Source organism: Pseudomonas sp. 05N433, assembly GCF_056396925.1.
The window spans coordinates 19,938-32,928 of record NZ_JBFTML010000051.1; the positions used below are offsets into that span (position 1 = coordinate 19,938).

A 12,991-nucleotide genomic window follows, 5' to 3' on the forward strand; every position below is an offset into this window, starting at 1 on the left:
CGAGGTTTAATACCTCAGGAAAAACCAATGAAGATGGCGAAGAGCCCGGCCACCGCACCGTTATTCAAGGCACTGGGCGACTATAAGAGCATCTTGATCAGCGTCGGCTGCTTTACCGCATTGATCAACGTTCTGATGTTGGTCCCGTCGATTTATATGCTCCAGGTTTATGACCGGGTGCTGTCGTCGCAAAACGAAACCACACTGGCGATGTTGTCGCTGATGGTGGTAGGGTTCTTCGCCTTCATCGGGTTGCTGGAGACCGTGCGCAGTTTCATCGTCATCCGTATCGGCAGCCAACTGGAACGCCGTTTCAACCTGCGGGTGTATCAGGCTGCTTTCGAGCGCAACCTGTTCAAGGGTGAGGGCAACGCCGGGCAATCCCTGGGCGACTTGACCCATATTCGCCAGTTTGTCACCGGTCCGGCGCTGTTTGCCTTCTTCGATGCGCCATGGTTTCCGGTCTATCTGTTTGTGATTTTCCTGTTTAACGTCTGGCTCGGCGTATTGGCCACCGCAGGGGCGGTGTTGCTGATCGGGCTGGCCTGCCTCAACGAGGCCATGACCAAAAAGCCTTTGGGCGAAGCGGCAGGGTTTTCCCAGAAATCCAGCCAACTGGCCAYCAGTCATCTGCATAACGCCGAAACCATTCAAGCCATGGGCATGCTTGGTGCATTGCGCAAGCGCTGGTTCGGGGTGCACTCGCGTTTTCTCGGCCTGCAGAATCAGGCCAGCGATACCGGCGCGGTCATCAGTTCCTTGAGCAAAACCCTGCGCCTGTGCCTGCAATCCCTGGTCTTGGGGTTGGGCGCCTTGCTGGTGATCAAGGGCGACATGACCGCCGGGATGATGATCGCCGGCTCCATTTTGATGGGCCGGGTGCTGAGCCCTATCGATCAGTTGATTGCCGTGTGGAAACAGTGGAGCGGCGCCAAACTCGCGTACCGCCGCCTCGACGCCTTGCTGCAAGCCTTTCCTGCGAGTGACGAGGCCATGGCGCTGCCGGCGCCGAAAGGCCAGATCACGTTCGAGCAAGTCAGCGCCGGCCCGCCGGGGCAGCGGGCAGCGACCTTGCACATGGTCAATTTCAACCTCAGCGCCGGCGAAGTGCTGGGCGTGCTCGGGGCTTCCGGCTCCGGTAAGTCGACCCTGGCACGGGTGCTGGTCGGCGTCTGGCCGACGCTGGGCGGCACGGTGCGCCTCGATGGCGCGGACATTCATCGCTGGAACCGCGACGACCTCGGCCCTTACATCGGCTATCTGCCTCAGGACATCGAATTGTTCAGCGGCAGCATCGCCGAAAACATCGCCCGATTCCGTGAGGCAGACCCGCAAAAAGTCGTCGAAGCCGCGCAACAGGCTGGCGTCCATGAATTGATTCTGCGCATGCCCCAGGGCTACGACACCGTGCTCGGCGAAGACGGCAGCGGTTTGTCCGGTGGCCAGAAGCAACGGGTGGCCCTGGCTCGTGCGTTGTACGGTCATCCGAGCCTGGTGGTACTGGATGAACCGAACTCCAACCTCGATACCGTCGGCGAAGCGGCACTGGCCGGCGCCATCGCACACATGAAGGCCCGGGGCACCAGCGTGATTCTGGTCACCCATCGTTCTTCGGCCCTGGCCCAGGCCGACAAGTTGCTGGTGCTCAACGAAGGTCGCTTGCAAGCCTTCGGCCCAAGCCAGGACGTGCTGAAGGCGCTTGCCGGCAACCCGTCGGCTACCCAGGAACAATCACGTGAAAAAGCCGCGCAGGCACCGGGCGGGCTCAGCATGAGCCGGCAGTATCAGCCCACGACCAGGAATTCGGGTGTATGAGCAGCACACGCATGAACCACGACAGCGAAGCGACGATGGAACACGACTACATTGCCGAACGCCCTGAGCGCGACGCCCGTTTCTTCGCCCGCATGGGCTGGATTCTGGCGATTGTCGGCGCCGGCAGTTTTTTCACTTGGGCGAGCCTCGCGCCGCTCGATCAAGGCATCCCGGTGCAGGGCACCGTGGTGGTCTCGGGCAAGCGCAAAGCCGTGCAATCGATGAGCAACGGCGTGATCAGCCAGATTCTGGTGCGTGAAGGCCAAGTGGTGAAACAAGGCCAGCCACTGTTCCGCCTCGACCAGACCCAGGTCGCGGCCGACGTGCAATCGCTGCAAGCGCAATACCGCATGGCGTGGGCCAGCCTGGCGCGCTGGCAGAGTGAACGGGACAACCTCAAGCAGGTGAATTTCCCCGCTGAGCTGAGCAACGATCCCGACCCGCGCCTGGCGCTGGTGCTTGAAGGCCAACGGCAATTGTTCAGCAGCCGCCGCGAAGCGTTTTCCCGTGAGCAAGGCGCTTTGCGCGCGAACATCGAAGGCGCCAGCGCGCAACTGGCTGGCATGCGCCGCGCGCGCACGGACCTGACAGCCCAGGCCAGTTCCCTGCAACAACAGTTGAGCAATCTGCAGCCTTTGGCAGACAACGGCTACATCCCGCGCAACCGCTTGATGGAGTACCAGCGTCAGCTGTCGCAAGTGCAGCAACAACTGGCAGAGAACACCGGCGAAAGCGGCCGGGTGGAGCAGGGCATCCTCGAGTCCCGACTGAAGCTGCAACAGCACAGCGAGGAATACCAGAAGGAAGTCCGCAGCCAACTGGCCGACGCGCAGCTCAAAAGCGTGACCCTGGAAGAGCAGCTGACTTCCGCCGGCTTCGACCTGCAACACAGCGAAATCGTCGCCACCGCCGATGGCATTGCGGTCAACCTTGGGGTTCATACCGAAGGCGCGGTAGTACGCCAGGGCGAAAACCTGCTGGAGATTGTCCCGCAAGGCACCAGCCTGGAAGTGGAAGGGCACTTGCCGATCAACTTGATCGACAAGGTCGGCACGCACTTGCCGGTGGACATTCTGTTCACCGCGTTCAACCAGAGCCGTACCCCGCGAGTGCCGGGCGAAGTCAGCCTGATCTCCGCCGACCAAATGGTCGATGAGAAAACCGGTGCGCCGTATTACGTGCTGCGCAGCAGCGTCAGCGATCAGGCGATGGAAAAACTCAACGGCCTGGTGATCAAGCCTGGCATGCCGGCAGAAATGTTCGTGCGCACCGGTGAACGTTCACTCCTCAACTATCTGTTCAAACCGCTGCTCGACCGGGCAGGCTCCGCGTTGACCGAGGAATAAGGATGTTCGGTTGTATGAATAAGCTTTCCCTGCTCGCAGCGACCCTGGCGTTGCTGACGTGCAACAGCGCAATGGCCATGGGGCCGTTCGACATCTACGAGCAAGCGTTACGCAATGATCCGGTGTTCCTCGGTGCCATCAAGGAGCGCGATGCCGGCCTCGAAAACCGCGACATCGGCCGCGCCGGGCTGTTGCCGAGGCTGGGTTACAACTACAACAAGGGGCGTAACTCCTCCAAGGCCACCAATCTGAATGCCCGCGGTAACAGCCAGAGTGAAGATCGCAACTACAGCAGTTACGGCTCGACCCTGACCCTGCAACAGCCGTTGCTCGATTACGAGGCTTACGCTGCGTATCGCAAAGGCGTGGCGCAATCGCTGTTCGCCGATGAAAACTTCCGTGGCAAGAGCCAGGAACTGCTGGTTCGCGTGCTGGAGAATTACACCAAGGCGCTGTTCGCCCAGGACCAGATCGACATCGCGCGCGCGAAGAAAAAAGCCTTCGAGGAGCAGTTCCAGCAGAACGAGCAGATGTTCCGCCAAGGGGAAGGCACGCGCACCGACATCCTCGAAGCCGAGTCACGTTACGAGCTGGCGACCGCCGAGGAAATCGAGGCGCGGGACGAACAGGATGCGGCTCTGCGGGAACTGGGCGCCCTGGTGGGTGTAGCCGCCATCGACATTGGCGACCTGACGCCACTGGATCAGAACTTCCAGACCTTCACCCTGCAACCGGCCAACTACGACACCTGGCACGAGATGGCGGTGGCCAATAACCCGAACCTGGCTTCCCAGCGCCAGGCGGTGGAAGTGGCGCGCTATGAAGTCGAACGCAACCGCGCCGGGCACCTGCCGAAAGTCAGCGCCTACGCCTCGATGCGCCAGAACGAATCGGAAAGCGGCAACACCTACAACCAGCGCTACGACACCAACACCATCGGTATTGAAGTCAATATGCCGCTGTACGCCGGTGGTGGCGTCTCGGCCTCGACCCGGCAGGCCAGCCGCAACATGGAACAGGCTGAGTACGAGCTGGACGGCAAGACCCGGGAAACCTTGATCCAGCTGCGCCGCCAGTTCAGCGCCTGCCTGTCGGGGGTCAACAAGCTGCGCGCTTATCAGAAGGCCCTGACCTCGGCCGAAGCGCTGGTGGTCTCGACCAAACAAAGCATTCTGGGTGGTGAACGGGTCAACCTCGACGCATTGAATGCCGAACAACAACTATTTACCACCCGCCGGGATCTGGCGCAGGCACGCTACGACTATCTGATGGCCTGGACCAAATTGCATTACTACGCCGGCACCTTGAACGAACAGGACTTGGCCAAGGTGGATGAGGCGTTCGGCCAGGGCGCGAGGGCACAGTAGCCGTTAGAAAACAGTGTGGCGAGGGAGCTTGCTCCCGCTGGGCTGCGAAGCAGACCCAATGGCGGTTGCTGCGCAACCGAACGGGAGCAAGCTCCCTCGCCACAGAATCACAGCAACACGTCGCCCCTGGGGCCTAGAACTCTAAAAACGCCAAGAAAGCGAGATTTCATGCACATGGACGTACAGATCAAGCCGATGTCGGTCGGCACGCTGCTGCTCTTGATTTCATCAGCGCCGGGTTCGGCCCAGGCGCAGTACCTGGAAACCGGCACCCTCGGTGACCCGGCCAGTTGGCGTTCGGCGGAGTTCCAGCGCGATTGGGGCCTGGGGCGGATGCAGGCCGATCAAGCCTATGCCGCCGGCATCACCGGCAAAGGCGTGAAAATCGGCGCGGTGGATTCCGGTTTCGATTCCAGCCATCCCGAATTCGCCGCCGACCGTTATCACGCCGTGACGGCCAGCGGCAGCTATGTCGATGGTCAAGCGTTCAACGTCGACGGCACGCTAAACGCCCAAAACGACTCCCACGGTACCCACGTCACCGGCACCATGGGCGCGTCCCGGGATGGCAGCGGCATGTACGGCGTGGCGTTCAACGCACAAATCTACGTCGGCAACACCAACAAGAACGACAGTTTCCTGTTCGGTCCCACCCCCGACCCGCGCTACTTCACAGCTGGACCTGAGCGGCAGCCTCGGTTGGCAGCACAACCTGAGCAACACCGATTCCGAAGAACACCTGGCGTTTGCCAGCGGTGGCGCACCGTTCGCGGTGCAGAGCTCGCCGCTGGTTCGTGATGCGGCGCTGGTGGGCGCCCATGCCTGCCTGGTCTCGAGTCGGGACATTCGGTTGAACCTCGATTACACCGGCCAACTGGCCAGCCGCGAGAAGAGCCATGGAGTAGGGCTGAGTCTCAATTGGCAGTTTTAGTAGCAGGACAAGACACGCCTTTGAAGGCCCAAGGATCTTTGCAACACAACTAAGGACGGTAGCTTGATGGATAACAAGTACAACAAACTTGCCTTGCTCTGTGCACTGGCAACCCTGGGCACCGCACACGCGGGACCCTACGTGGAAAACGGCAGGGTCGGTGACCCGAACAGTTGGCGCAGCGCGGAGTTCAACGCCGACTGGGGGCTGGGGGCGATCAACGCTCAGGATGCCTATGCGGCCGGTTACACCGGCAAAGGGGTGAAACTGGGGATCTTCGACCAGCCGGTCTACGCCTTGCACCCGGAGTTTTCCGGGGCCAACAAGGTAATAACCCTGGTCACCAGTGGCATCCGCGAGTACACCGATCCGTACATTCCGGTCAAAGCCGGGGACGCCTTTCTCTATGACGGTTCGCCTTCAGTAGGTTCCAACGGCAAACTCGGCGCCCACGGCACCCACGTTGGCGGGATCGCCGCGGGCAGTCGCGATGGCGGACCGATGCACGGCGTCGCCTTTGGCGCGCAAATCATCAGCGCTGACAACGGCGACCCAGGCCCGGAAGACGGCATCATCCGTGGCAACGACGGCGCGGTGTACAAGGCCGGCTGGGACGCCCTGATCGCCAGCGGCGCGCGGATCATCAACAACAGCTGGGGCATCGGCATCACCGACCGCTTCGACCTCGGAGGCCGGGACCCGGCATACCCGCACTTCACCGTGCAGGACGCGCAGCTGCAATTCAACGAAATCCAGACCTTGCTCGGGACCAAACCCGGCGGCGCCTACGACGGCGCCATTGCGGCGGCCCGCAGCGGCATCGTCACGATCTTCGCCGCCGGCAACGACTACAACCTCAACAACCCGGACGCCATCGCCGGCCTCGGTTACTTCGTCCCCCAGATCGCGCCGAACTGGATGACCGTCGCCGCGTTGCAGAAGAACCCGGACATCAACAGCCCCGACCTCTACACCATCAGCACCTTCTCGTCGCGCTGCGGCTACACCGCGAGTTTCTGCGTGTCGGCACCGGGCAGCCGCATCTATAGCTCGATCATCAGTGGCACCAATGCCGATAACCTGACCACCGGCTACGCCAACTACAACGGCACCTCGATGGCGGCGCCGCACGTTGCCGGCTCGGTGGCAGTGTTGATGGAACGCTTCCCGTACATGACCGGCGCGCAAGTTGCCAGCGTGCTGCGCACCACCGCCACCGACCTCGGCGCACCCGGCGTCGACGCACTGTACGGCTGGGGCATGATCAACCTGCGCAAAGGCATCGATGGCCCGGCGATGTTCGTCACCGAGCAGGACATTCACGAGGAGTTCCGCATCAACGGCGCCTACGGCTCCAGCCAGTTTGTCGCGGACTTGCCGGGTATCGGCGCGATCATCGATGCTGGCAAACCCACCGAGCGCGTGTGCAATGACGTGCATTGCGGGCTCGACTATTGGCGTAACGACATTTCCGGCCATGGCGGCCTGACCAAGCAGGGCATCGGCACGCTGGTGCTGACCGGCGCCAACACCTACACCGGCCCGACCCTGGTCAATCAGGGCCGATTGGCGATCAACGGTTCGCTGCTGTCGGCCGTCACCGTCAACAACAGCGGCATCCTTGGCGGTAACGGCAGCATCGCGGCACTGACCGCGAAAAGCGGCGGTACTGTAGCCCCCGGCAATTCCATCGGCACCTTGCAGGTGGCGGGCGACGTGACCTTCGAACCTGGTTCGACCTACGCCGTAGAACTGTCGCCCACCAGCAGCGACCGGATCATCGCCGGCGGCAAGGCGATCATTGACGGCGCAACGGTCAGCCTGTCGCTGGAAAACAGCCCGACGCTGCTGACCACCGGCGAGGCGAAAACCCTGCTCGGCAATCAGTACAACATCCTGCAAGCGGCCGGCGGAATCGAAGGGCGCTTCGGAGCAGTGCTGCCGGATTACCTGTTTATCGGTGGCACCCTCGACTACGCGACCAACGGCATTCAACTGGCCGTCGAGCGTAATGCGACGTCCTTCACCAGCGTTGGCCAAACCCCGAACCAACGCGCCGTGGCCGCTGCCGCCGAGCAACTGGGCGCAGGCAATCCGCTGTACGAAACCCTGCTGCTGTCGCCGACCGCAGCTGTCGCGCAACAAGCGTTCCAGCAGCTGTCTGGCGAGATTCATCCGGCGATCGGCACGCTGCTGATCAACGACAGCCACTACCTGCGCGATGCCGTCGGCGAACGTTTGCGCGAGCATGATCTGTTCGACGCCGGCGCACCGACCGATGACCGCAGCAATGCCTGGCTCAAAGTGCTCGGCGCCTGGGGCAAGAGCGATGGCGGGCATGACAACGCCAGTTCCAACAGCTCCATCGGCGGGCTGCTGGCCGGTGTCGATGGCTTGATCACTGAACATACGCGCTTGGGTTTCGTCACTGGTTACAGCGACAGCTCATTGAGCATGGGCGATGGCACGCACTCTTCAGCTTCGGTCGACAGCTATCACTTGGGCGCCTACCTGGGCCATGAGATCGACGCGCTGCGCCTGAGTGTCGGCGGCGCTTACAGCTGGCATCGCATCGACGTCAAACGCGACCTGCAATTCGGTGACGTCAGCGGCAAGCAGAAATCCAAACGCGATGCGACCACCGCACAACTGTTCACCGAAGCGGCCTATCGCCTGGACCTGCAACCGCTGGCACTGGAGCCGTTCGCCAACCTGGCCTACGTGCATTTGAACAGCGACAGCTTCAGCGAAAAAGGTGATGCCGCCGCACTCAAGGGCGGTGAAAACAACCGCGATGCGGTGCTCTCGACCCTCGGTCTGCGGGCGAGCAAAGCCATTGCGCTGTCCGACCAGCATCAGTTGGAACTGTCCGGCACGCTCGGCTGGCAGCACAACCTGAGCAGCACCCGTTCCGAAGACCACCTGGCCTTCGTCAACGGCAACACCGCGTTCAGCGTGCAAAGCGTGTCCATGGACCGCGATGCCGCGGTGGTCGGCGCCCGTGCCGGACTGGCGCTGGGCCGCGATACCCGTTTGAACCTGGATTACAACGGGCTGCTCGGCTCCCGGGAAAAAGACCACGGTGTGGGCCTGACCCTGGACTGGCAGTTCTGATTTGACGCAAAGGAAGCCACAACATGGGACTGTTTGATTACAAAAATGCCGGCAGTGCGGCCGGCAAGGCGTTGTACTCCGACGCGATCGCGCTGACGCTCTACGCGTACACGCCCACCGGCCAGCCACTGCCAGCGACCGCTTGGGCGCCGATTGGCGCGGCAGCCCTGGGCTATCAGGGCAAGGTGGGGCCTCAAGGCACCTTCTATGGCGAGAAGGACGGTTTCACCAGCGCCGAAGCCGAAATCCTCGGTAAATACGACGGGGCAGGGCAGCTGATCGGCCTCGGCATTGCGTTCCGTGGCACTGGCGGCCTGGGTTACAGCGACACCTTCGGCGACGTGAAAAACAACCTGCTGGCCGCGGTCGGACCGGCGGATTACGCGAGCAACTACGCGAAAAACGCCTTCGATACCTTGCTCAAAAGCGTCGCCGCGTTTGCCATCGCCCACGGCCTGAGCGCCAAGGACGTGCTGGTCAGCGGGCACAGTCTCGGTGGGCTGGGGGTCAACAGCCTGGCGGAGTTGAGCGGCAATAACTGGGGTGGTTTCTTCAAGGACGCCAACTACATCGCCTTTGCCTCGCCGACCCAAAGCGCCACCGGCAACAACGTGCTGAACATCGGTTACGAGAACGACCCGGTGTTTCGCGTGCTCGACGGCACCACTTTCAGCAGTGGCTCGCTGGGCAAGCACGACGGTCATCAGGATTCGGCGACCAACAACATCGTCAACTTCAATGACCAGTACGCGTCCACCGCGCAGAATCTGGTGCCGTTCAGCATCCTCAACCCGCTGAACTGGTCGGCCCATGGCTCGTTGGGCTATGCCGACGGCTTGAACCGGGTGATCGACTCGCGCTTCTACGACCTCACCGACAAGGACTCGACGCTGATCGTGTCCAACCTGTCGGAGTCGTCCCGAGGCACCACCTGGGTCGAAGACCTGGGCCGCAGCGGCGAGCCCCACACCGGCAGCACGTTCATCATCGGCACCGACAGTAATGACTGGCTCAAGGGCGGCGCCGGCAATGACTTCATCGAAGGTCGAGACGGTAACGACCGGTTCCGCGATGACGGCGGCTACAACCTGCTGCTGGGCGGCAAGGGCAGCAACACCTTCGAGCTGCAGAAGCCGTTGCAGAACTTCAGCTTTGCCAATGACGGCGACGGCACCCTGTATGTGCGCGACGCCTACGGCGGCATCAGCATGACCCGCGACATCGGCGCGCTGGTGAGCAAGGAATCGGGCTCGTGGTGGGGCAGCAAGGAGGTGACCTACAACGTCACCGCCAATGGCTTGCTCAATGGCACGGAACTGACCCACTACAACCATTCGCTCAACGGCGATGCCTTCAGCAACACGCTGGTGGCCAGCGTCGACGGTGACTGGCTGTTCGGCAATGCCGGCGACGACCTGCTGCGCAGCGATAAAAGCCATGTGACCTTCGTCGGCGGCACGGGCAATGACGTGATGCATGCCTCGGGCGGCGGCAACACCTTTTTGTTCAGCGGCGCCTTCGGTTTCGACGCGATCAATGGCTACCAGGGCAGCGACAAACTGGTGTTCATGGGCGTCCAGGGCGCGGGGCAGGGCTATGACTACACCCAGCACGCTTCACAGGCCGGCAACGACACGGTGCTGAAGATTGGCGATTACGCCGTGACGCTGGTGGGGGTGGGACTGGATAACCTGTCGGCTTCGGGAATTACGTTTGCGTAAAGGCGGCATGCACTAGAGGCTCCGGGGCGCCTCGTGATCGAGGCGTCCTGGCTGTGAGCTATCTCTGACAATTCCAACAAAGAGAGAGGCAATACCAATGGGTGTGTATGACTACAAGAACTTCGGCGCAGCAGACTCCAAGGCGTTGTTCAGCGACGCCATGGCGATCATGCTGTATTCCTATCACAACCTCGACAACGGTTTCGCCACCGGTTACCAGCAAAACGGTTTCGGCCTGGGCTTGCCGGCCACCCTCGTGACCGCGCTGATCGGCGGCACCGACTCCCAGGGCGTGATTCCCGGCATTCCCTGGAACCCCGATTCGGAAAAGGCCGCGCTCGACGCCGTGCAAAAGGCCGGCTGGACCCCGATCACGGCCACGCAACTGGGCTATGACGGCAAGACCGACGCTCGCGGAACCTTCTTCGGCGAGAAGGCCGGTTACACCAGCGCGCAAGTGGAGATCCTCGGCAAGTACGACGCCCAGGGTCATCTCACGGAAATCGGCATTGCCTTTCGTGGCACCAGCGGCCCAAGGGAAATCCAGATCGGCGATTCCATCGGTGATGTGATCAACGATCTGCTGGCGGCGCTCGGCCCCAAGGATTACGCAAAAAACTATGCGGGCGAAGCCTTCGGCAATTTGCTCGGCAAAGTCGCGGCGTTTGCCCAGGCCAATGGCCTTGCGGGCAAGGACGTGCTGGTCAGCGGCCACAGCCTCGGCGGGTTGGCGGTCAACAGCCTGGCGGACTTGAGCAGCGAAAAATGGTCCGGGTTCTATCAGGATTCCAACTACATCGCCTACGCCTCACCGACCCAAAGCAGCAGCGACAAAGTGCTGAACATCGGTTATGAAAACGACCCGGTGTTCCGCGCGCTCGATGGCTCGTCGTTCAACCTGGCTTCGGTGGGGGTGCACGACGCTCCCAAGGATTCAGCGACCGATAACATCGTCAGCTTCAACGACCACTACGCCTCGACGGCGTGGAATGTGTTGCCGTATTCCATCACCAACATCGCCACCTGGATTTCACACTTGCCCACCGGTTACGGCGACGGCATGACCCGGGTGCTGGAGTCCAAGTTCTACGACCTGACCAGCAAGGACTCGACGATCATCGTCGCCAACCTCTCGGACCCGGCGCGAGCCAACACCTGGGTCCAGGACTTGAACCGCAACGCCGAAACCCACAAAGGCAGCACCTTCATCATCGGCAGCRACGGCAATGACCTGATCCAGGGCGGCAAGGGCAACGACTACATCGAAGGCCGCGACGGTAACGACACCTTCCGCGACAGTGGTGGCTACAACATCCTGTTGGGCGGCAAGGGCAGCAACGTGCTGGACCTGCAGCAGTCGGTGAAGAATTTCGTCTTCGCCAATGACGGTGTCGGCAACCTGTACGTGCGCGACGCCAATGGCGGCATCAGCATCACCCGCGACATCGGTAGCATCGTCACCAAGGAGCCGGGGTTTCTCTGGGGCGTGTTCAAGGATGACGTGACCCACAACGTCACCGCCAATGGCCTCACCGTCGGCAGCAACCTGACCCAGTACGCCTCGAGCGTGAAGGGCACCTCCGGCACCGACACTCTCAAGGCCCATGCAGCGGGCGACTGGTTGTTTGGCCTGGACGGCAACGACCACTTGATCGGCAGCGCCGGCAACGATGTGTTTGTCGGCGGGGCGGGTAATGACCTGATCGAGTCGGGCGGCGGGATTGATACTTTCCTGTTCAGCGGCGCGTTTGGCCAGGACCGGGTGGTGGGCTACCAGGCCAACGACAAACTGGTGTTCCTCGGGGTTCAGGGCGTTGCGCCAAACGACGACTTCCGCGCCCATGCCACGGCGGTGGGGCAGGATACGTTGCTGACGTTTGGCAGTGATTCGGTGACCCTGGTGGGTGTCGGGCTGGACAGTTTGTCCAGTAGCGCGATTGTGATCGCCTGAGGGTGAGGCGGCGCCGGTAAGGGCCTCTTCGCGAGCAAGCTTCGCTCCTACATTGGAATCCATTTCCCCTGTAGGAGCGAGGCTTGCCCGCGAAGAACGATAACGCGGTAATCCTGCCTGTCCCCGTGACTCACTGGCCACACCCGGACTCGAATACCTGCCTCAACAGCAACTGGCCCTAAAGCATCAGCCCATCCACGCGTTATCCTTATGACGCCGGTGCTGCATGCCGCCATTGAGTACAGGAGATTTTGCAACGTGAGTAACAGCAAGAGGTACACCTTCGGTCTGGCGCTGGCCTTGTTATCGGCAGCCGCCGCCGCAGAACTGCCTCAGAGCTCGATTCTGACCCGTTACGGGGTCACCTCCGATCAACTGCCGAAACCGCCAGCAACCGAAACCGCCAAGCCCGTCGAAGAAAAAAGCCGCTTCCAGCTCCAGCCGGAACAGCCCTGGGTGACCGTGCGCCTGGGTGACGGCAAACAACCGGAGAAGACCGGCAATATCAGCATCGACCGTTCGATGCAGCAGGAACTGGAACGCTGCCAGCGGATGCAGGAACAACTGCTTCGGCGTGGCGGGCAATACATTTCCTGCGATAACAGCATTCCGGGCACCCACTAAATCTATTAATGCCGGACAATTAAGCCGTAATGCGATCTGTAGCAGCTGTCGAGCTTGCGAGGCTGCGTTCGGCTGCAGAGCAGTCGTAAAACCAGACATTGCGGTGCATCAGGCAGACCGCG

General features: G+C 61.7%; 7 protein-coding genes and 2 pseudogenes. All 9 read left to right on the forward strand.

Translation table 11 applies throughout. The annotated features are described in order from the left end of the window. The first annotated feature begins 27 nt into the window (after positions 1-27). The 9 genes and pseudogenes from AC1DIS_RS23365 (at position 28) to AC1DIS_RS23405 (ending at position 12,869) form a co-directional block, all read left to right on the forward strand. Entirely contained in the window at positions 28-1,815 is a 1,788-nt protein-coding gene (locus AC1DIS_RS23365; RefSeq protein WP_477781107.1) for a type I secretion system permease/ATPase, read from the forward strand. Further along, on the forward strand, positions 1,812-3,161 hold the full coding sequence (locus tag AC1DIS_RS23370) for an HlyD family type I secretion periplasmic adaptor subunit (RefSeq protein WP_064618013.1): 1,350 nt from the start codon (positions 1,812-1,814) through the stop codon (positions 3,159-3,161). The genes AC1DIS_RS23365 and AC1DIS_RS23370 overlap by 4 nt, the downstream gene beginning before the upstream one ends. Before the next feature lie 2 nt (positions 3,162-3,163). Continuing rightward, complete coding sequence (locus AC1DIS_RS23375; protein WP_138867582.1) at positions 3,164-4,528, forward strand: TolC family outer membrane protein; 1,365 nt, start codon at positions 3,164-3,166, stop codon at positions 4,526-4,528. A 174-nt stretch (positions 4,529-4,702) separates the two neighbouring features. Next, a pseudogene (locus tag AC1DIS_RS23380) lies at positions 4,703-5,206 on the forward strand (S8 family serine peptidase); the annotation flags it as partial. Further along, positions 5,202-5,459: pseudogene (locus tag AC1DIS_RS23385) on the forward strand (autotransporter domain-containing protein); the annotation flags it as partial. The pseudogenes AC1DIS_RS23380 and AC1DIS_RS23385, both read left to right, overlap by 5 nt. 66 nt (positions 5,460-5,525) lie before the next feature. After that, positions 5,526-8,573, forward strand: a complete 3,048-nt coding sequence (locus AC1DIS_RS23390; RefSeq protein ID WP_477743074.1) for an autotransporter domain-containing protein — start codon at positions 5,526-5,528, stop codon at positions 8,571-8,573. Positions 8,574-8,596: 23 nt separating this feature from the next. Further along, the gene (locus AC1DIS_RS23395) at positions 8,597-10,294 is read left to right on the forward strand and encodes a polyurethane esterase (RefSeq protein ID WP_477743075.1); all 1,698 of its coding nucleotides are present in this window, start codon (positions 8,597-8,599) and stop codon (positions 10,292-10,294) included. 97 nt (positions 10,295-10,391) lie between these two features. Then, the gene (locus AC1DIS_RS23400) at positions 10,392-12,245 is read left to right on the forward strand and encodes a polyurethane esterase (RefSeq protein WP_477781108.1); all 1,854 of its coding nucleotides are present in this window, start codon (positions 10,392-10,394) and stop codon (positions 12,243-12,245) included. A gap of 258 nt (positions 12,246-12,503) precedes the next feature. Then, positions 12,504-12,869, forward strand: a complete 366-nt coding sequence (locus AC1DIS_RS23405; protein ID WP_477743077.1) for a hypothetical protein — start codon at positions 12,504-12,506, stop codon at positions 12,867-12,869. The last annotated feature ends 122 nt before the right edge of the window (positions 12,870-12,991 follow it).